At 73.0% G+C, this 19,103-nt stretch carries 16 protein-coding genes and 1 riboswitch; of the genes, 8 read left to right on the forward strand and 8 right to left on the reverse strand.

The window, feature by feature from the left end:
- The first annotated feature begins 147 nt into the window (after nt 1–147).
- Both AB0J57_RS24930 and AB0J57_RS24935 read left to right on the forward strand, forming a co-directional pair.
- On the forward strand, nt 148–1,365 hold the full coding sequence (locus AB0J57_RS24930) for a hypothetical protein (protein ID WP_366130491.1): 1,218 nt from the start codon (nt 148–150) through the stop codon (nt 1,363–1,365).
- Between the two features lie 149 nt (nt 1,366–1,514).
- Nucleotides 1,515–2,033: a DoxX family membrane protein gene (locus AB0J57_RS24935; protein WP_366130492.1), complete on the forward strand. Its 519-nt coding sequence runs from the start codon at nt 1,515–1,517 to the stop codon at nt 2,031–2,033.
- Here the strand turns inward: AB0J57_RS24935 and AB0J57_RS24940 are convergent.
- A complete protein-coding gene (locus tag AB0J57_RS24940; protein WP_366130493.1) occupies nt 1,940–2,284 on the reverse strand; it encodes a hypothetical protein in 345 nt (114 codons plus the stop codon). The genes AB0J57_RS24935 and AB0J57_RS24940 overlap by 94 nt on opposite strands.
- Nucleotides 2,271–3,572 (reverse strand): PspC domain-containing protein, encoded by a 1,302-nt coding sequence (locus AB0J57_RS24945; RefSeq protein ID WP_366130494.1) that lies wholly within the window; start codon nt 3,570–3,572, stop codon nt 2,271–2,273. The genes AB0J57_RS24940 and AB0J57_RS24945 overlap by 14 nt, the downstream gene beginning before the upstream one ends.
- Nucleotides 3,573–3,747: 175 nt before the next feature.
- Here AB0J57_RS24945 and AB0J57_RS24950 point away from each other — a divergent pair, with 175 nt between their 5' ends.
- The 3 genes from AB0J57_RS24950 to AB0J57_RS24960 all read left to right on the forward strand — a co-directional run bounded on the left by AB0J57_RS24950 (nt 3,748) and on the right by AB0J57_RS24960 (nt 7,058).
- Nucleotides 3,748–5,022 (forward strand): PspC domain-containing protein, encoded by a 1,275-nt coding sequence (locus tag AB0J57_RS24950; RefSeq protein WP_366130495.1) that lies wholly within the window; start codon nt 3,748–3,750, stop codon nt 5,020–5,022.
- Complete coding sequence (locus AB0J57_RS24955; protein WP_366130496.1) at nt 5,019–5,714, forward strand: response regulator transcription factor; 696 nt, start codon at nt 5,019–5,021, stop codon at nt 5,712–5,714. Before AB0J57_RS24950 ends, AB0J57_RS24955 begins: the two co-directional genes overlap by 4 nt.
- Nucleotides 5,715–5,834: 120 nt before the next feature.
- Nucleotides 5,835–7,058 (forward strand): alpha/beta hydrolase-fold protein, encoded by a 1,224-nt coding sequence (locus tag AB0J57_RS24960; RefSeq protein WP_366130497.1) that lies wholly within the window; start codon nt 5,835–5,837, stop codon nt 7,056–7,058.
- Between the two features lie 25 nt (nt 7,059–7,083).
- On the opposite strand, the gene AB0J57_RS24965 is transcribed toward AB0J57_RS24960, so the two are convergent.
- Nucleotides 7,084–8,106 carry an NlpC/P60 family protein gene (locus AB0J57_RS24965; protein WP_366130498.1) on the reverse strand — a complete coding sequence of 341 codons (1,023 nt, stop codon included), beginning with the start codon at nt 8,104–8,106 and terminating at the stop codon, nt 7,084–7,086.
- A 238-nt stretch (nt 8,107–8,344) separates the two neighbouring features.
- Between AB0J57_RS24965 and AB0J57_RS24970 the strand changes: the two genes are divergently transcribed.
- Nucleotides 8,345–8,698, forward strand: coding sequence for a hypothetical protein (locus AB0J57_RS24970; RefSeq protein ID WP_366130499.1), 354 nt, complete (start codon nt 8,345–8,347; stop codon nt 8,696–8,698).
- Between the two features lie 24 nt (nt 8,699–8,722).
- Here the strand turns inward: AB0J57_RS24970 and AB0J57_RS24975 are convergent, their stop codons facing one another.
- On the reverse strand, nt 8,723–9,928 hold the full coding sequence (locus tag AB0J57_RS24975) for a C40 family peptidase (protein WP_366130500.1): 1,206 nt from the start codon (nt 9,926–9,928) through the stop codon (nt 8,723–8,725).
- Nucleotides 9,927–10,094: riboswitch (cyclic di-AMP (ydaO/yuaA leader) on the reverse strand. It overlaps the preceding gene by 2 nt.
- A gap of 232 nt (nt 10,095–10,326) precedes the next feature.
- On the opposite strand from AB0J57_RS24975, the gene pcrA reads away from it, so the two are divergent.
- Complete coding sequence (gene pcrA / locus AB0J57_RS24980) at nt 10,327–12,789, forward strand: DNA helicase PcrA (protein ID WP_366130501.1); 2,463 nt, start codon at nt 10,327–10,329, stop codon at nt 12,787–12,789.
- Nucleotides 12,790–12,796: 7 nt separating this feature from the next.
- On the opposite strand, the gene AB0J57_RS24985 is transcribed toward pcrA, so the two are convergent.
- Nucleotides 12,797–14,212, reverse strand: coding sequence for a M23 family metallopeptidase (locus AB0J57_RS24985; protein ID WP_366130502.1), 1,416 nt, complete (start codon nt 14,210–14,212; stop codon nt 12,797–12,799).
- Between the two features lie 239 nt (nt 14,213–14,451).
- Nucleotides 14,452–15,279, reverse strand: coding sequence for an alpha/beta fold hydrolase (locus AB0J57_RS24990; protein ID WP_366130503.1), 828 nt, complete (start codon nt 15,277–15,279; stop codon nt 14,452–14,454).
- Nucleotides 15,280–15,576: 297 nt separating this feature from the next.
- Here AB0J57_RS24990 and AB0J57_RS24995 point away from each other — a divergent pair, with 297 nt between their 5' ends.
- Nucleotides 15,577–15,990 carry a cobalamin B12-binding domain-containing protein gene (locus tag AB0J57_RS24995; protein ID WP_073753619.1) on the forward strand — a complete coding sequence of 138 codons (414 nt, stop codon included), beginning with the start codon at nt 15,577–15,579 and terminating at the stop codon, nt 15,988–15,990.
- 145 nt (nt 15,991–16,135) lie between these two features.
- Here the strand turns inward: AB0J57_RS24995 and AB0J57_RS25000 are convergent, their stop codons facing one another.
- Together AB0J57_RS25000 and AB0J57_RS25005 are read right to left on the reverse strand one after the other, a co-directional pair.
- A complete protein-coding gene (locus tag AB0J57_RS25000; RefSeq protein WP_366130504.1) occupies nt 16,136–17,728 on the reverse strand; it encodes a DUF5691 domain-containing protein in 1,593 nt (530 codons plus the stop codon).
- Between the two features lie 15 nt (nt 17,729–17,743).
- A complete protein-coding gene (locus AB0J57_RS25005) occupies nt 17,744–19,090 on the reverse strand; it encodes an SWIM zinc finger family protein (protein WP_366130505.1) in 1,347 nt (448 codons plus the stop codon).
- Between the last annotated feature and the right edge of the window lie 13 nt (nt 19,091–19,103).

The following is a 19,103-nucleotide window of genomic DNA, read 5'->3' on the forward strand; positions in this document are numbered from 1 at the left end:
TCAATTCGGCGGCGCGGTTTTCACCCGGGTGGGAGGTGTGGACAGGCCGCAGGCCGTGACTTTCATAGGAAAGAATTCCTTTTCCCTGTCGGGTGGTTGAGACGCCGGTTGAGACACGGAAGACACGAAGACACGGAAGGGGCCGCCATGGCGGTGCACGAGGCGGGGCGGTGCGGTGGTTGTACGCACGAGGCACGCGAGGAGCACCGGCGGGCGGTGGCCGCGTTCCGGGCCCGGCGCGACCGGCTGGCGCTGGGGGACGGTGTCCCGGACCTCCCCGGCGGCGCGGCGCGGCGGTGGGTTTCCGACCAGCTCGCCGAGCACGCCCGCACGGTCGCCGAGCGCGGCAGGGCACTCGGCGCGGCGTGGCCGCACGCGGTGTGGCGCGGCACGCTGTACGCGGTGTGGGGCACCGTCGCGGCGCTCGCGGGCGTCCTGCCGGCCGTGCACGCGGTGACCGCGCCGGACGGCGGCGGCTGGACCGGGGCGCGGACGGCGGGGCTGGTCGCCGCGATATGCATGGGCGCCCTGCTGACCGGTGCGGCACGCGTGCACCGGGCGTACGGCGGGCTGCTGGCGCCCCTGATCGGCGAGGACAACCGGCTGTCGACGTCCCGGGCGGTGGCCGCCGCGTGGGTGCTCCTCACGGTGTTCGCGGCGCTCCACCTCGCCCTCCAGGGCGCCGCCGGGGGCACGGTCCGGCTGGCGGGGGTTGCCCGGCTGCTGACGGTGCTCGCCCTGGTGTGCGCCGTGGTCGTCGCCGTACGCAAGATCGTGACCGTACGCCTCCTGGGGCAGCGGGTGCAGAAGGTGCGCGCCGAGCGGCCGCGCGCCGCCGACCTGCTGTGCGACGACGCCGGGCGCGCCGGCCTCGCGGACGCGCAGTACGTCCTGGTGTCGGCCTTCGCGGTGCTGTTCGCCGCCGCCCGGCTGGTCCGGCGCCCGGGCGAGCTGCCCCAGTTGCCGTGGGCGCTCGTCGCGCTGGTCGCCCTCTCCGCCGTCACCTACCTGGCCGCCAAGTGCGCCGAGGGCGTCCGCCCGGTCATCCTCTCCGTGGTGCGCGCCCCGGGCGCCGGCGCCCCGGACGCCCCGATCCGTACGGGCGACGACATCGAGATCCGGGGCGCCGGCTTCGTACCGCCGGGGGCCATGACCCCCGCCCACCTCACCCGCACGGTCGTGCGCATCGGACCCGTCCACGTCCACGTGCCGCTCGTGCCCGCCCCGGGAGGCTTCACCAATCCCACGGACACCACCCTCACCGTCCCCGTCCCGGCGGACGTGCCACCCGGCTGGACGGACGTCCAGGTCATCACCGCCTCCGGCGCGGTGACGAACCGCGTCGTCATCGACGTGTCCCCATGAGACGTGTCCTCATGAGACGTGTCCCATGTGTGTCCCCGTGACGGGCGGGCCGCCGCGCTGAACCGGCGCCCGGTCCGCCGCGTATCCATGGGCGGGGATGCCGGGGAGAATCGGCTCTGGGGACCGTTGTGTGGAGAGGCAGGCCGGCGATGACGCACACCTACCGGACGACAGCGACCTACGGGAACGCCGGCGAACCACGCGGCTGGAGGGCCACCGCCTCCCGGTACGCGCTGCTTCCGCTGCGGGTCTTCCTCGGCGTCACCTTCATCTACGCCGGACTCGACAAGATCACCGACGAGGGGTTCATGGCGTCCTCCGGGACCGGCTCGATCGGCGAGATGATGCGGTCCGTCCGGGACTCCTCCGCCGTCCCGTGGCTCGTCGACCTGGCGCTGAAGAACCCCGAAGGGTTCGGCTACGGCATCGCCTTCGGCGAGCTGGCCGTCGGCATCGGCACGCTCCTCGGCCTGCTGGCGCGGCTCGCCGCGGCGGGCGGGGCGCTCATCTCGCTCAGCCTGTGGCTGACCGTGAGCTGGCAGGCCGACCCGTACTACTACGGCAACGACCTCGCCTACCTGATGGCGTGGCTGCCGCTGGTGCTGGCCGGCGCCCCGCTGCTCTCGGTCGACGCGGCCCTCGCCGCGCGGCGGCGCCGGGCGCGGTAGCCGATCCAGCCGGCGACGCCCGCCAGGAGCAGCCCGGCGCACAGCAGTGGCAGCGCCGCGTACCAGGGCGTGTCCCAGGAGCCGGCCAGGTCGCCCGCGTACAGCGCCGCGATGGCCAGGCCCGTGGCGCCCAGGACCAGCCGGCCCGGGCGGAACTCATGACGCCACTCGCGGTGCTCGTCGGACACGGTCTTCTCGCGACCCGGCACCTGCTCATCACCACCCGGTACGGCCTGCTCACGACTCGGCACGGGAGACCTCCACCTGTCCGAGCCCGACCTCCAGGGTGAGGTCGAGCGTGCCTGCCGGGGCCGCGCCCCTGGGCGGGGCGATCGTGCGGGTGACCTCGCGGTCGGGGGCGACGTCCACGTCGTCGGCGGGCTCGGAGGGCAGCCGCAGATCGCCGAGCCCCACCTGGGCGCGCACCTTCACGGTCACGTTCCTCGGGACGACGACGTGGAGGCGGCCCGCGCCGACCTCGGCGGCGGTGCGCGCCGTCCGCTCCGCCGGAACGGCCAGGCGGGACAGGTCCAGGGTGCCGACGCCGGTGCCCAGCTCGTACCGGGGGCGCAGGTCCGCCGCCGTCGCCGGTTTCCAGTCCGTACGTATCCACTCCGTGTCGATCTGCCGGGGTATCAGGGACGCGCCCGCCAGCAGCACGGCCGTGACCACCGTCATGAACACCGTGCCGACGCCCGTCCGGCCCAGGAACGAACCGGCCACCAGACCGAGCGCGAACACCACCAGCGCGCACACCAGGCCGATCTGGAGGCAGACCCCCAGGGGCTGCGACCCCCAGGACAGTCCCGTGCCCAGCCCGCCGGCCACCAGGGCCAGCAGGAAGACCGGGCCGCCGATGGAGCGCGGGCCACGGGTGGCGGCCGCCACCCCGGCCCCGGCGTTCTTCGGAGGGCGCCGGAGGATCGCGTCCTCCACCCCCGCGCCGTCCTCGGGACCCCACAGATAGCCGAGCGGAACCGGCCCCGACGTACCGTCCTTGACGATCGGCTCCCGCCACCACGACGGGAACTCCGGCGGTGGCGGCGCCTTCGTCTCCGGGGGCGCCTCCGCCACCGTGTGCGCCGTCGCCGGGTCCGCCACCGCCTCGTGGCCCTCGACCAGCCGGCGCCGCCGCGACCAGACGGCCGCGCCGCTGACCGCGATGATCAGGAGCAGTGAGAAGGAGACCGTGCTGCCGCTGCCCAGCATCGACAGGAACAGGCCGCAGCCGACCAGCGCCATCAGCAGGGCGATCAGCGAGGCGCCGTCCACCCGGCCCGTCACCAGCCGCCGCGCCTCGTTCTCGTCCTCGTCGTCCGCCGCCATGAGCAGCCAGGCGAAGCCGTAGAAGACCAGGCCGAGGCCCCCGGTCACGGCCAGCACGCCGGTCACGACCCGGAATATCACCGGGTCGAGGTCGAAGTACCGCCCGAGTCCGCCGCAGACCCCCGCCACGACCTTGCGCCGCGGGGTGCGCCGCAGCGGCGGGTGAGGCGGTGCTTCATCGGCCTCGGCGGAAGCGGGGGTCGTACGCGTCATACGTCCATGGTGACGGCCCGTGAGCCCCGTCGGCACCTTCCGCGACCCTGGCCCGTCCCTGATATTGGCCCCAGGGGCCGCCGGGGTTCCGGGGCGGTTCCCGGGCCGGACATCTCAGGGTCGGATGAGGGGCGGCCCTGATGTCCGGCGCCGGCCGGCGTGTGACGATCGGGTCATGCCAGTCGCCGCCCGCCCGCCCGAGACGACCGACGAACCACCCGTGCGCAAGCTCTACCGCAGCGCCGACGGGCGGATGCTCGGCGGCGTCGCCCGAGGCCTGGCCGGGCACCTCGGGCTGCCCGTCATCTGGGTGCGCCTGGTCTTCCTCGCCCTCTTCATGGCCGACGGCCTCGGCGTGCTCGTCTACGCCGTCTTCTGGATCGTCGTCCCCCTGGGCGTCGGCGGCAGGTCCGCCGAACCGCGCTCGGTCTTCGAGACCACGCCCGACGGGCGGCGCCGGCTCCGCAAGCCCGACAAGGGCCAGATCGTCGCGCTCATCGCACTCACCGTCGGCGCGGTCGGCTTCGTCACCAGCGTCGACCTCGGCGGCAACGCCAACCGGTACGTGTGGCCGACCCTGCTCGTCGGCGTCGGCGTCGTCCTGGTGTGGCGGCAGGTGGACAACGCGCGGCGGGCGAGCTGGACCGAGCCCGGCCGGCGCAAGCGGCTCTTCCAGCTCGTACGGGGCCTGGCCGGGGTGGCGCTCGTCGGCATGGGCCTGACCGTCTTCATGGTGGTGCGCGGCTCGGCCGCCCAGCTCGGCACCGCGCTCACCGCCGCGATAGCCGTCCTCGCCGGGATGGCCCTGCTCGCCGGACCCTGGCTGGTGCGGATGTCGCAGGACCTGTCCGAGGAGCGCACCATGCGCATCCGCGCCCAGGAGCGGGCCGAGGTCGCCGCCCATGTGCACGACTCCGTCCTGCACACCCTCACCCTGATACAGCGCAACGCCGACGACCCAGGCGAGGTCCGCCGGCTCGCCCGCGCGCAGGAGCGCGAGCTGCGCAACTGGCTGTACCGGCCGGAGGGCACCGGCAAGGACGAGGACCAGGAGCCGGACACCCTGGCCGAGGCGGTCAAGAAGACCGCCGCCGAGGTCGAGGACAAGCACGGCGTGCCCCTGGAGGTCGTGGTCGTCGGCGACTGCCCGCTCGACGAGAGACTGGCCGCCCAGATGCAGGCCGCGCGCGAAGCCATGGTCAACGCCGCCAAGTACGGTGGCCAGGGAGGGGCGGTGCAGGTGTACGCGGAGGTGGAGGGCCGGACGGTCTTCGTGTCCGTACGGGACCGGGGCCCGGGCTTCGACCTCGATTCCGTACCCGCCGACCGGATGGGCGTACGAGAATCGATCATCGGCCGGATGCGGCGCAACGGCGGCACCGCGCGGCTGCGGTCGGTGCCGGGCGACGGCACCGAAGTGGAGCTGGAGATGGAGAGGGCGGACGGATGACCGAGGACACGACCACACAGGCGGATCCGGGGCGGCGGGTACGCGTCGTCCTGGTGGACGACCACCGGATGTTCCGCACCGGCGTCCAGGCCGAGATCGGCCGGACCGAGACGACGGGCGTCGAGGTGGTCGGCGAGGCCGCCGACGTCGACCAGGCGGTCGCCGTGATCACCGCGACCCGCCCCGAGGTGGTGCTCCTCGACGTCCACCTGCCGGGCGGCGGCGGCGTCGAGGTGCTGCGCCGCTGCGCGAGCCTGATGAGCGCCCCCGAGAACCCGGTGCGGTTCCTGGCCCTGTCCGTGTCGGACGCCGCCGAGGACGTCATCGGTGTCATCCGGGGCGGCGCGCGCGGGTACGTCACCAAGACGATCACGGGGACCGACCTGGTCGACTCGATCTTCCGCGTCCAGGAGGGCGACGCCGTGTTCTCGCCCCGGCTGGCCGGCTTCGTGCTGGACGCGTTCGCCTCGACGGACGCCCCGCCGGTCGACGAGGACCTGGACCGGCTCACGCAGCGGGAGCGGGAGGTGCTCCGGCTGATCGCGCGCGGATACGCGTACAAGGAGATCGCCAAGCAGCTCTTCATCTCGGTGAAGACGGTGGAGTCGCACGTCTCGGCGGTGCTGCGCAAGCTCCAGCTCTCCAACCGCCACGAGCTCACCCGCTGGGCGACGGCCCGCCGCCTGGTCTGACTCCGCCCGCCTGGTATGACCCCGGCTGGGGCCCGTCGGGCGCAGTCGGGAGGATTTGTGAGGTAACCGGTACATAGGAGCGGCAACCAGTACGGCACAGGTCCCCTCCTACTCACCGTGATGAGCCTGACAGGTACTCCCTTCTTCGTGACTGCGGTCGTGCTGGCCGTGATCGCCGTCCTGCTGCCCCTGGCGATGTGGAGCCGTGTGCGCGGCCCCGCCGTCGTCCGGGGTGCTCTGCGGCTGGGCATGGTGGCCTTCGCCCAGCTCACGGCGATCGTCGTGGTCTTCGTTGCGGTGAACAACGTCAACGGGCTGTACGACAGTTGGGACGACCTGCTGGGCACCAGCGACCACGTCGACTCCGCCATCGACCTCGGCCCCGACGGCCTGGGCGGCAAGCGCATCTCCGACCTGCCGAAGGTCAAGCAGACCTTCACCCGCGTCGACGACCCCACCATGGGCCCCGGCGTACAGAAGACGGTCCTGAAGGGCCAGATATCGGGTGTGAAGGCCGAGGTGTACGTGTGGCTCCCGCCGCAGTACGACGACCCCGCCTACAAGGACAAGAAGTTCCCCGTCGTGGAGCTGCTCTCGGGCTTCCCCGGCTCGCCGAAGTCCTGGTTCGTCGGCATGCACGTCACCAGGCAGGTGGAGCCGCTGATGCGCAACGGCACCGTCGAGCCGTTCATCCTCGTGGCGCCGCGCAGCCACCTCCTCGGCCACACCGACACCGGCTGCGCCAACGTACCCGGCAAGATCAACGCCGACACCTGGCTCAGCGTCGACGTGCGCAAGATGGTCACGGACAACTTCCGGGCCTCCGACAAGGCCGACGGCTGGGCGGTCGCCGGATTCTCGTCGGGCGCCCACTGCGCCACCAAGCTGACCATCGCCCACCCCGACCGCTACCGCTTCGGCGTCAGCATGTCCGGCTACAACGACCCGGCCGCCGAGCCGTCCTCGCTCACCGGCAAGGACCCCGAGCTGCGGCACGCGCACAACCCGCTCAACATGCTCAGGTCCGCCCCGGTCCCGCCCCGCGTCACGCTGCTGCTCACCGGCGACGGGGGCGACGGCTACCAGCAGGGCGTCGCGCTGCGGGAGGCCTCCAAGCCGCCGACGCGCGTGGACGTCCAGCAGGTCTACGGCGGTCACCGCGTCAGCACGTGGGTGCGCGAGGTGCCGTCGGTCTTCCAGTGGCTGACCCAGCAGTTCCGCACGGAGGCCGCCGGCGCGGGTGCCGGACAGGGCACGAGCCACGGCACGGGTACGGGGACGGGTGCCGCCTCCGGCGGCGGTGCGGGTACGGGTGCCGCCTCCGGTGCCGGTACGGGAGCCTGATCCCGGTATTCAGTGGGAATTTCCGTCACGCCACGCGCGTGGCGCCCGCCCACGGCATCTCGTCGATCGGCGCGATCCGCACCGGGGCGCCCGGGCGGGGGGCGTGGATCATCTTGCCGTCGCCGATGTAGAGACCGACGTGGCTCACGCCGGAGTAGAAGAACACGAGGTCGCCGGGGGCGAGCGCGGAGCGGGGCACGCGCCGGCCGGCGTCGATCTGGGTGTACGTGGTGCGGGGCAGCGACACCCCGGCGGAGCGCCAGGCGGCCTGGGTGAGCCCCGAGCAGTCGAAGGCCGACGGGCCGGTCGCTCCCCACACGTACGGCTTGCCCAAGGCGCCGTACGCGTACGAGACGGCCTGCGCCGCGCGCGGGTTGGGGGCCGGGACCGGGCCTCGCGGCGCGGTGCCCGGTGCGGTACGGGACGGGGCGTCGTACGCGGCGCGCTGGGCGGCGGTGAGCCGGGCGAGGAGCTTCTCGGCGGCGGCGATCCGGGACCGCACGGTGGCCTTGTGGCGGCCCAGTTCGGCCTGGCGGGCCGTGAGGTCGCGCTGCCGTCCGGCGGCCTCGGCGCGCAGCCGGGCCAGCTCGGTGACCTGGTTCCGGGCGGCGGTGACCGCCGTGGCCTGGCGGTCACCGACCCGTTCCGCGAGGGCGGCGCCCTCCAGGTACGTACCGGGGTCGGTGGAGAGCGCGAGCTGGGCGGCCGGGTCGAGGCCGCTGTTGCGGTACTGGGCGGTGGCTATGGAGCCGAGCGCGTTGCGGGCGGCGTTGAGCCGGTCGGTCCGGCGGGCGGCCTCGTCGCGCAGCGCGTCCAGTGCGGCCCGGGCCCGGTCCGTCTCCTCCTTGGCGCCGTTGTACTTCTCGGCGGCCTCCTCGGCCTCCTGGTACAGCCGGTCGACCCTCGCCTTCACCTGGGCGGGCGTGAGGTGGGGCTCGGCGTGCCCGGAACCCTCGAAGGCGGTGGCGGTGGCCGCCCCGGCGAGCGCGAGGGTGACGGCCGTGCGGCCGCTCAGAGGGTGCTGCCTGGGTTTCCGGTGCGCTGCCACGGGTACGGTCACTTCCCTTCGGGTGGAGCCTGGGGGCGCCTGGGGGAGGACGCTAAACCTGGGGGTCACGGCCGGGCGGTGGCATGACCGCAGTTGGCCGCAGGTGAGGGTTCAGGGAGCGGATCCGACAGAAGACACTCGCTCGGAATCCCACATTCCGTATCAGTCGTGACCGATGCGACGAATGAGGCAACCCTGACCGGCAGCCGGTGGTATTGCCCCGGCTAGGCTCCGCCCCATGGACGTACTCATCAATGTCTTCGTCGCGCTGCACATCATCGGTATCGCCGCCCTCCTGGGCGGCTTCATGACCCAGATGAAGGCGATGGGCGAGGGTACGGCGCGCTTCGGCCCGGCGATGCTGCACGGGGCCCTGACCATGCTCGTCACGGGCGTGATCCTGGTCGGCCTCAACCAGGCCGACGACCAGACCGTGAACAACATCAAGATCGGCGTGAAGCTGGCGATCCTGGTGGTCATCCTCGGCCTGGTCTACGTCAAGCGGGACGAGGAACGGGTCGACAAGGCGGTCTTCGGCGCCGTGGGCGGCCTGACGATGGCGAACATCTTCATCGCCACCGTCTGGACCTGACCCGGCTCGCAAGCGCCCGGCCTGTCAGGCCGGGCGCACGCTGCTGTGGATGGGCATGTAGTAGATGGACTCCTCGCGGACGTTGGCACCGGGCCTGGGGGCGTGGATCATCTTCCCGTCGCCCTTGTAGATGCCGACGTGGCTGATGTCGTCGTAGAAGAACACCAGGTCGCCGGGGCGCAGGTCCTCCGTGGCGACCCTCGTGCCGGCCTTCACCTGATCCCACGTCGTACGGGGCAGGTCGACGCCCGCCGCCCGCCACGCGGCCTGGGTGAGCCCGGAGCAGTCGTACGAGCTCGGGCCGGTCGCCCCCCACACGTACGGCTTGCCCATCTGTGCCTCCGCGAAGGCGAGGACCTTGCCGGCCTTCGCGGTGTAGCCGCCGTCCCCCTCCGGCTGCCGGTCCTCCTGCTGCCGCTCCTCGTGGCGTTTCCGGGCCTCTTCCGCCTCCGCCCGCGCCTTCTCCTCCGCCCGCGCCTTCTCCTCGGCCCGCGTCTTGTCCTCGGCCCGGCGGCGGGCCTCCTCCTCCCGCTCGCGCTCCAGCTCGGCCGGCCGCGCCCGCTCCTCGGCCGTCAACCGCGCCAGCAGCGCCCGCGCCTCGCTCAGTTGCCGCTGCACGGTCTGCTTGGTGGTACGGAGTGAGGCCTGCGAGGCGCTGAGCGACTCCAGTTGCCGCGTCGCCTCCGCCCGCTGCTCCGCGGCCTCGGCCTGCTGCGTCCGGTAATCGGTCAGTGTCTCGTGCTGCCGCTCGGTGAGCCGGTCCATGAGCTGCGCCTGGTCCACGAACGCCTGCGGGCTGTCCGAGAAGACCAGCGACGCGGTCGGGCCCAGCCCGCCGGAGCGGTACTGGGCGGCCGCGTAGCTGCCGAGGGTGCGGCGCGACTCGTTCAGCGCTTCCGTTCGCCGAGCGGCCTCGTCGAGCATCCCGCCGACCTCGCGCCGCTGCTGGTCCGTGGCCTCCTTGGCCTTGTTGTACTGCTGCGTCGCCGTGCCCGCCTGGCGGTAGAGGTCGTCGACCTTTCTCCGGACCTCCTCGGCCGTCGGGCCCCGGTCCGGGTCGCTCGCGGGCGCGGCCGGTGCGGCCGGCGCGGCGGTCGCGCTCTGTGACGACAGGAGCGTGACCGAGGCCAGGGCGGCGGCCGTCGTGACGCCGACGGCGGGGGAGTGGGCATGCAGGGTCTGCAAGGTGCGCGATGCGCGCGGCTTGCGATGCGACGCCAAGGCCGGCATCTCCTTCCGTGGACCGCCTACCGGGTTAGCTGTCAGGTTCGGGCGGAACGGAAGGTGCCCTACGGCCGTGCCCGAGGGGCTGCGGGCCGATTCACCTCGGTCGTACGTGATGGGTCCCCGGTTCCGAACTGCCATGAGAGCAGCACGAATTCGGCGTGGGCGATCCGATTGGCGTGGTTCGCCGATGAGAGAACGGACCGCTTGGGCGAGCACGCTAGCCAACCTGTGGTGGTGCTGTGAAGGATGATGTTCGATATGCCCGATACGTTTTCGTGACCTTGGCGTGATGTCGCCGACTCGGTACGGAGGGTGACGAATCGGGCCTGTTTCGGGTACGTCCACGGCTGTCGGCCGGTTCGTCCACGGCTGTCAGTGGGGCGGCCTAGACTCGATAGGCGATGAGCAGCCTCTTTGACGACAGCTTCCTGGCGGACCTCCGGAACCACACCTCCGAGGAGCCCCCGCCGCCGCCCGAGGACTCCGAGGGCCCCGGGGACGCCCCGGCCGCGGAGGAGGTCCCGCACGACCTCTTCGGGGACCGCTTCGACGTGCCCCCGCCGCGGGACACGCACTACCGCGACGGCGCCCCGCGCCCCGTCGTCGACCCCGCCGCGCTGCTGGAGGGGCTGAACGACCAGCAGCGCGCCGCCGTCGTGCACACCGGCTCGCCGCTGCTCATCGTCGCCGGTGCCGGATCCGGCAAGACCCGGGTGCTGACCCACCGCATCGCCCACCTGCTGGCCACCCGCCACGTCCACCCGGGCCAGATACTGGCGATCACCTTCACCAACAAGGCCGCCGGTGAGATGAAGGAGCGCGTCGAGCAGCTCGTCGGCCCGCGCGCCAACGCCATGTGGGTCATGACCTTCCACAGCGCGTGCGTCCGCATCCTGCGCCGCGAGTCGAAGAGGCTCGGCTTCACGTCGTCCTTCTCGATCTACGACGCCGCCGACTCCAAGCGGCTGATGTCGCTGGTCTGCCGCGACCTGGACCTCGACCCGAAGAAGTTCCCGCCGAAGTCCTTCAGCGCCAAGATCTCGAACCTGAAGAACGAGCTGATCGACGAGGAGACATTCGCCGACCAGGCCGCCGACGGATTCGAGAAGACCCTCGCCGAGGCGTACCGGATGTACCAGGCGCGGCTGCGCGAGGCCAACGCCCTGGACTTCGACGACATCATCATGACGACGGTCCACCTGCTCCAGGCGTTCCCGGACGTCGCCGAGCACTACCGCCGCCGCTTCCGCCACGTCCTCGTCGACGAGTACCAGGACACCAACCACGCCCAGTACACCCTCGTCCGCGAGCTGGTCGGCACCGGGTACGAGGACCTGGACCCGGCCGAGCTGTGCGTCGTCGGTGACGCCGACCAGTCGATCTACGCCTTCCGTGGCGCGACCATCCGCAACATCCTCCAGTTCGAGGAGGACTACCCGGACGCGACCACCATCCTGCTGGAGCAGAACTACCGCTCCACGCAGACGATCCTGTCCGCCGCCAACGCGGTGATCGAGCGCAACGAGAGCCGCCGCCCCAAGAACCTGTGGACCAACGCCGGCGAGGGCGCCCGCATCATCGGGTACGTCGCGGACACCGAGCACGACGAGGCGCAGTTCGTCGCCGACGAGATCGACCGGCTGACGGACGCGGGCGAGGCGAAGGCCGGCGACGTCGCCGTCTTCTACCGGACGAACGCCCAGTCCCGTGTGTTCGAGGAGATCTTCATCCGCGTCGGCCTGCCGTACAAGGTCGTCGGCGGCGTCCGCTTCTACGAGCGCAAGGAAGTCCGGGACGTGCTGGCGTACCTGCGCGTGCTGGCCAACCCCGAGGACAACGTCCCGCTGCGCCGCATCCTCAACGTCCCCAAGCGCGGCATCGGCGAGCGCGCCGAGGCGATGATCGACGCGCTGGCGCTGCGCGAGAGGATCACCTTCCCGCAGGCGCTGCGCCGCGTCGACGAGGCGTACGGCATGGCGGCGCGCTCGGCCAACGCCGTGAAGCGGTTCAACACGCTGATGGACGAGCTGCGGACCGTCGTGGAGTCCGGTGCCGGACCGGCGGTGGTCCTGGAGGCCGTCCTGGAGCGGACGGGATACCTCGCCGAGCTCCAGGCCTCCACCGACCCGCAGGACGAGACCCGCATCGAGAACCTCCAGGAGCTCGCCGCCGTGGCCCTGGAGTTCGAGCAGGAGCGCGGTGAGGAGCCCGGCACCCTGGCCGAGTTCCTGGAGCAGGTGGCCCTCGTCGCCGACTCCGACCAGATCCCCGACGAGGACGAGGAAGGCTCCGGCGTCATCACGCTGATGACGCTGCACACCGCCAAGGGCCTGGAGTTCCCGGTGGTCTTCCTGACCGGCATGGAGGACGGCGTCTTCCCGCACATGCGCGCCCTCGGCCAGACCAAGGAGCTGGAGGAGGAGCGGCGCCTGGCGTACGTGGGCATCACGCGCGCCCGCGAGCGGCTCTACCTGACGCGGTCGACGATGCGCAGCGCGTGGGGCCAGCCCTCGTACAACCCGCCGTCGCGGTTCCTGGAGGAGATCCCGGGACAGCACCTGGAGTGGAAGCGTACGGGCGCGATGGCCAAGCCCGCCGGACCGACGTCCGGGATCGCCTCGTCCCTGTCCTCGTCGCTCTCGGCCCGCTCCCGGTCCGGCCCTTCGGGCTTCGCCACGCGGCGTACGTCCGACAAGCCGGTGATCTCGCTGGCGGTCGGGGACCGGGTGACGCACGACCAGTTCGGGCTCGGGACCGTGATGGCGGTGACGGGCGCGGGCGCCGACGCGCAGGCGACGATCGACTTCGGGGACGAGAAGCCGAAGCGGCTGCTGCTGCGGTACGCGCCGGTCGAGAAGCTGTAGGAGTCGCTCAGCTCGTCGGGTCGAGGCCGTGGCTGCGCAGCCACGGCAGCGGGTCGATCGCGGCGCCGCCGCCGGGCCGTACCTCGAAGTGGAGGTGCGGTCCGGTGGAGTTGCCGGAGTTGCCCGAGTACGCGATGACCTCGCCGGCCTTGACCTCGCCGGAGCGGATCTTGGTGCTGCTGAGGTGGCAGTACCAGGTCTCGGTGCCGTCCTTGGCGGTCACGATCGCCATGTTCCCGTACGCGCTGTTCCACTGGGTGCGTACGGTGCCGTCGGTCGCGGCCATCACGGGCGTGCCGTACTGGACGGGGAAGTCGATCCCGGTGTGCAGGGACATCCAGTTGACGCCCGCCTGCCCGTAGCGCGCGCTGAGCTGGTGCAGCTCCACGGGGAGGGCGAACTTGGGCCGCATCGCCTCGCGGCGGGCCGCCTCCTCCTCGCGCTTCTTGCGCTCCGCCTCCTGGCGCGCCTTGAGGTCGATGCGCTCCTGGGTGCGGCTGGCGCGGTCACCGAAGTCGCGGGCGTCGGCGCTGAGCGCGGCGAGCTGGGTGTCGAGTTCGCTGTTGGCGACGACCGGCTTGACCGAGGCCGGGTCGGCGGCGGTCACCGCCTTCTCGTCGGTCTTGTTCTCGCCGGGGGTGCTGCCCGTGAGGCCGCTGACGGACGCGGCGGCGATACCGGCGACGCCCATCACACAGGCGGAGGGCACCGCGACGGTCAGGAGCGCGGAACGCTTGGCGGGGGTGCGGCGGCGGCCACGGCTGCCTCCTCCTCCGCCTCCGCCGGAGCGGCGGCTGGCGCGGGGGGCGACGGGCGCGACCGGTGCGATCGCGGTCTCGGTGAGGCTGTCGTGCACGGCGGCGGGCTCGGGCTCGTACTCGTACTCGGGCTCGGCCTCGTACTTGCCCTCGGCCACCGGCTCTTGCTCGGCCGCGGACTCGGGCTCCGGCTGCGACTCGGGCGTCGGCAACTGGTCCGCCGCCGCGTAGTCGTACTGCTCGGGGACGGTGAACGTCTCGGTCGGCGCGGCGGCGTAGTTCCAGGCGGTGGCGTCGTACGCGCCGGTGTCGAAGGTCGCTGTCGCGGCGGCGGCCACGTTCCACTGGCCGGTGGTGTCGTACGCGCTCGCCTCGCTCCAGGCGCCGGCGTCCCACTGCCCGGTGTGCTCCGAGTACTCGACGTACCCGGTGGTGTCGGTGGTGGTCCACTGCTGGGTGGCGGCGGCCCACTGGCCGCTGTCGTACTGGCCGCTGTGGTCGGCGGTGTAGCCGGCCTGGTAACCGCTGCTGCTTTCGTAGGCGTTCTCGTACGTGCCGGGAAGGGCGCCGAAGAGAGGATCGGTGGCGAAGCTGCCGGTCTCGAAGCTGCCCGTGGAATAGGCGTCGTCTCCGACGTACCCGGCGTGGGGGTGCTGGTCGTTCACCAACTTCTCTCTCGCCTCGGCAGCAGGACCAGGTCTGGGATCGGCCCCGGCGAAGGGGGACCCAGAGGGGAAAGCAGTGGGCGCGACTGTACCCGGCGGTACGCGCGAGCGACAATCTTCCGTGGGTTTTAGCCCCGGGGGAAAGGGGCATTCGGCCGCCTTTCGGCGGAGTGTGGGGAGAGCTTTGGCCGTACGTTCGAGAAGTGTTCGAAGTTTGACCGGGGTTTGATCGGGCCGCGTCAGGCGACGGACACGGAATCGGATGTTCCGGCGGTCGCTCCGTCGGACTCCAGGGCCTGGCGGATGCCGGCGGCCACCGCCGGGTGCACGGGCAGGGCGAGGTGGCCGATCCCGGTGACGCGTACGTTCCGCGCGATCAGGTCCGGGTGATCGATGCGTGCCGTTTCCACGGGCACCATCCACCGGTCGAGATCGCTCCAGAAGCTGACGAAGTGCGTACGGCAGTGAGGGGCCGGCTCGCTCAACTCCCGCAGCACTGCGGAGCCGGGGCGCATCTGGCGCACCAGGGGGTGCGCGCCGGCGAGCGGCGCGACGCTCGTGCCGGAGTGCGGCGTGCCGAGGGTGACCAGGGTGCGGACGCGCCGGTCGCCGCCGAGCCGCTGGACGTAGTAGCGGGCGATCAGTCCGCCGAGGCTGTGCCCGACGATGTCGACCTCGGGGTGCCCCGTGCGGTCGCAGATCTCCTCGACGTGGCGGCCGAGCAGCTCGGCGGCGGCGCGGATGTCGCAGGTGAGCAGGGAGTAGTTGAGTGACTCCACATGGCGCCGGCCGTGCCGGGTGAGGGACCGGCGCAGCAGGACGAAGACGGAGCGGTTGTCCACGAAGCCGTGCAGCAGCACGGTCGGCGGGTGGGCGTGGCCGCCGGTGACATCGGTGTCGTCGGCGCCGCCGGTGACGGGCGGCCGGCGTTCCGGCGTGAGGCCGGTGGGGTAGAGGACCAGATGACCGGCGAGGATGGCCAGCTCCAGGGCGGTGGCCTTGATCAGCGCGGTGGACAGCCGGAAGGGGAAGAAGGACAGCAGCTTCCAGGGCAACAGGACCTTCACGGCCGACCTCCGAACTGGGGTGCCGTCTCGGAGGGTGGTGGCGATGAGGCCGTACCGCCGCGCCGCGCGGCTGGCGGCACGGTGATACGACGACCTCGTTGCGGCTCCCGTAGCGATCGTCCCGGCTCTCCTGTGGCCGATGGGGCCGCCCGGTGCGGGGACGACGCGTGGCGAACATGTCCCACGTGTGATTTCCCCCTCGCTATCCACCGCGAAACGGCCGGTTGCGGGATGCTGTCGATAACGTTCGTTCACCTCCCCGGCATTTAGGTACGGGGGACGCATGTGGAGGCAGTGATGGGTGTGACCGGTCCGATCCGCGTGGTGGTGGCCAAGCCGGGTCTCGACGGCCACGATCGCGGCGCGAAGGTGATCGCGCGGGCGCTGCGTGATGCCGGTATGGAGGTCATTTACACCGGCCTGCACCAGACGCCGGAACAGATCGTCGACACGGCGATCCAGGAGGACGCGGACGCGATCGGTCTGTCGATCCTGTCGGGCGCCCACAACACGTTGTTCGCGAAGGTGCTCGAGCTGCTGAAGGAGCGCGACGCGGAGGACATCAAGGTGTTCGGCGGCGGGATCATCCCGGACGCGGACATCGCGCCGCTGAAGGAGAAGGGCGTGGCGGAGATCTTCACGCCCGGCGCGACGACGGCGTCGATCGTGGACTGGGTCAACGCCAACGTGCGCGTCTCCGCCGAGGCCTGATCCCCGGCGGGGTACCCCGGGCGGGCGGGCCGCCCCGGGGTGGCGCCCTTCCCGTGACGGCCCGCGGCCCTCGGATGCCCGTGCGCGGGCGGGCACCGTCGGGGGCCGCTCCGGGGGCTGCGTGTCCCCCTTTCGTGGTCTGCCCTCAGGCCAGTTCCGCCAACATCGCCGCGCGGAGGCGCAGCGTGGCGACCAGGCGCTGGAACGCTTCCGACCAGTAGCCGCCCGCCCCCGGTGACGCGCCTTCCGGTTCGTCCGGGAGCGCCGTGAGGACCTCCAGGCGGTCGGCCTGGCCGGGGTCGAGGCACCGTTCCGCCAGGCCCATCACGCCGCTGAAGCTCCAGGGGTAGCTCCCCGCGTCGCGGGCGATGTCCAGCGCGTCGACCACCGCGCGGCCGAGCGGCTCGGCCCAGGGCACCGCGCAGACGCCCAGGAGCTGGAACGCCTCCGAGAGCCCGTGCGCCGCGATGAAGTCGGCGACCCAGGCGGCCCGTTCGTCGCCGGGCAGGATGGACAGCAGCTTGGACCGCTCGGCGAGCGAGGAGGTGCCGGGGCCCGTCGCCGGGGGCGTCGTCGGCGGGCCGAGGAGCGCGCGGGCCCAGGCCGGGTCCCGTTGCCGGACCGCCGCGCGGCACCACGCGGCGTGCAGCTCGTCGCGCCAGTCGTCCGCGACCGGCAGGGCGACGATCTCGACGGGCGTACGGCCGCCGAGCCGCGACGGCCACAGGGACAGCGGGGCGGACTCGACCAACTGGCCCAGCCACCAGGACCGTTCGCCCCGGCCGGACGGCGGATCGGGCAGGACGCCGTCGCGCTGCATGCCCGCGTCGCACTCGTGCGGCGCCTCGACGGTGATCAGCGCGTCGCCGCCCGTACGGTCCAGGCCCACGCAGGTGGACGCGCGCTCGGCCATGCGGTGGGCGAGCGCCGAGTGGGGCAGCGCGGACAGCAGCTCGGCGGCGGTGGAGCGGACGTTGCGGCTGCGGTCGGAGAGCGCCTGTTCCAGGAACGGCTCGTCGGCGTCGGACAGGTCACCGCGCAGCGAGTCGAGGAACATCAGCCGGTCCTCGGCCCGCTCGGTGGGCCAGGTCGAGGCGAGCAGGGCGACCGCGGCGGCCGGGTCGTGGGCCCGTACGGCGCCGAGCACGGCGACCCGCTCGGCGAACAGCCCCTCCTCCCACAGGCGCCGCACGGCGTCCTGGTCGGCGGGGTCGGGCAGCGCGGTCCCTCCCGAGGCGCCGCGCAGCGCGAACCGCCACTCCGGGTTGAGCCGGGCCAGCCACAGCCCGCGCGGCCCGGCGAACGCCAGCGCCGCCGGCCGCAGGTCGGTGCGCGCCCGGGCAGTGTCGAGGAGCGCGGGCAGGGCGGCCGCCGGCGCCCGGTAGCCGTGCTCGTCGGCGGCCGCCAGCCACTGCGGGAGCAGCTCGGTGAGGTCGGGAGCCGCGCCCCGGCGGCCGCCGCCCGAGGAGGCGCCGGAACGGTCGGCGAGCAGTTGGCCGAGCCGGCGCCGGGCCGCGTCGGGAAGCGGTGGCCGGTCGTCGTGCGGCGCCGGCTCGGGCAGGGCGGCGGCAGGCCCGGGGAGCAGCCCCGCCCGGCGCCGTACGGTGTGCAGCGCGGCGGCGTCCAGCAGTGCGGCCGGCGCGTCCTTGCCGGGCGCCAGGACGTCGGCGGCCGGCGGGCGGCGGTCGGTGCCCAGCAGCGCCGTGGTGACGAGGTCTTCCCAGGTCGTGGTGGTCATCGTGTCCTCCGTACGTCAGGTCAGCGCGACCGTCTCGGGCGTGTCCGCGGACCAGGCGGTCAGCGGGGTGAAGCCGCGGTGCCCGCACTCGCCGAACACCGTGACGGGCCTGCCGCCGGACAGGGCGGCCAGCCGCCACAGTCCGGGCCGGCCGAGCGCGGCCGGGGTGACCGGCAGCGCGGCACCGCCGTCCGCGTCGGCCATCTGCCAGGCGCCCTCCTGGGACGGCACGGGTATCACGCCGGTCAGCGTCACCGGCCAGGACTCCAGCCACGGGTCGTCCCGCAGGGCCGTTCCGTAGGCGGCCGGCGCGTCGGCCACGGGCCCGCCCGGCGGCGGCCCGGCGCCGGGCACCGGTGGGGAGAACCGCTCGCCCAGCTCCGCCCGCAACTGCCCCGCGCCCGGGTACGGGACGACCTCGGCGTCGATCGTCACGCCCACGGGCAGGGCGAGCTCGGGTGCCCGCCCGGCCGCGCCGAAGGAGAGCAGCAGCGCCGTGCGCCCGCTCTCCCGCCCGTACAGCCAGACGCGGCGCGTGGTCAGCCTGCCGTCGGAGGTGTCGTACTGGGCGAGGACCGACCAGTGGTCCCGCACGGCCGGGCCGTCGGCGGGCGCCGTCAGCCCGACCCTGGTGCGTACCGTCGCGGCCAGCGGCTCCGGGAGCCGCTCGATGTCCAGCCAGGCCCGGTCGAGCAGGTGCGTCAGCGAGCACTCCTCCAGCAGCCGCACCGGCCAGCCCGGACCCGAGCCCGGTATCGCGCCCAGTTCCCTGACCCGGCCGGCCAGGCCGGGCGCCTGCGCGTCGACCATCCGGGCCGCGGTCTCCTCCCACAGCCCGTACCCCGACCGGTCGGCGGCGGCGAGCCCGCCGCGCAGCAGGTCGGCCAGCCGCTGCTCCAACTCCTCGGCGCCCGCGGTGATCCGGGCGGACCGCTGCTCGGCCCGGCGCCGTGCCGCCTCCGGATCGGTGCTCTTCGCGGGCGTCCCGCCACCCGCTTCTCCCTTCCCGGCGGCGCGTGCGCGCCGGCCCTCCAGCCACTGCGCGGCCCAGTCCGGCACGTCCGAGCCGCGCAGGGCCTCCCCGTCGGCCGCCCAGAGCAGCAGCAGCCCCAGCGCGTGCTTGCACGGGAACTTCCGGCTCGGACAACTGCACTTGTACGCCGGGCCCTTGGTGTCGACGACCGTCTGGTACGGCCTGCTGCCGCTGCCCTTGCACAGTCCCCAGACGGCCCCCGAGCCGTCGCTTCCGCCGCCCGACCACGGCCCGGCCGTGCCGAGCCTGCTGCCCGCTCTGCGTGAGGCGTCGTCAGGAGCCAGTGCCAGCACCTGTTCCGCCGTCCAGCGCACCCCCTGCTGATTCATGCCACCGACGGTA

The organism is Streptomyces sp. NPDC049837, assembly GCF_040674455.1.
Classification (GTDB): domain Bacteria; phylum Actinomycetota; class Actinomycetes; order Streptomycetales; family Streptomycetaceae; genus Streptomyces.

Coding starts and splice junctions, on each gene's coding strand:
- AB0J57_RS24945 (WP_366130494.1), bottom strand. CDS start 3,572: ATGACGCGTACGACCCCCGCTTCCGCCGAGGCCGATGAAGCACCGCCT.
- AB0J57_RS24960 (WP_366130497.1), top strand. CDS start 5,835: ATGAGCCTGACAGGTACTCCCTTCTTCGTGACTGCGGTCGTGCTGGCC.
- AB0J57_RS25000 (WP_366130504.1), bottom strand. CDS start 17,728: ATGACCACCACGACCTGGGAAGACCTCGTCACCACGGCGCTGCTGGGC.
- AB0J57_RS24995 (WP_073753619.1), top strand. CDS start 15,577: ATGGGTGTGACCGGTCCGATCCGCGTGGTGGTGGCCAAGCCGGGTCTC.
- AB0J57_RS25005 (WP_366130505.1), bottom strand. CDS start 19,090: ATGAATCAGCAGGGGGTGCGCTGGACGGCGGAACAGGTGCTGGCACTG.
- AB0J57_RS24955 (WP_366130496.1), top strand. CDS start 5,019: ATGACCGAGGACACGACCACACAGGCGGATCCGGGGCGGCGGGTACGC.
- pcrA (WP_366130501.1), top strand. CDS start 10,327: ATGAGCAGCCTCTTTGACGACAGCTTCCTGGCGGACCTCCGGAACCAC.
- AB0J57_RS24950 (WP_366130495.1), top strand. CDS start 3,748: ATGCCAGTCGCCGCCCGCCCGCCCGAGACGACCGACGAACCACCCGTG.
- AB0J57_RS24935 (WP_366130492.1), top strand. CDS start 1,515: ATGACGCACACCTACCGGACGACAGCGACCTACGGGAACGCCGGCGAA.
- AB0J57_RS24970 (WP_366130499.1), top strand. CDS start 8,345: ATGGACGTACTCATCAATGTCTTCGTCGCGCTGCACATCATCGGTATC.
- AB0J57_RS24975 (WP_366130500.1), bottom strand. CDS start 9,928: ATGCCGGCCTTGGCGTCGCATCGCAAGCCGCGCGCATCGCGCACCTTG.
- AB0J57_RS24930 (WP_366130491.1), top strand. CDS start 148: ATGGCGGTGCACGAGGCGGGGCGGTGCGGTGGTTGTACGCACGAGGCA.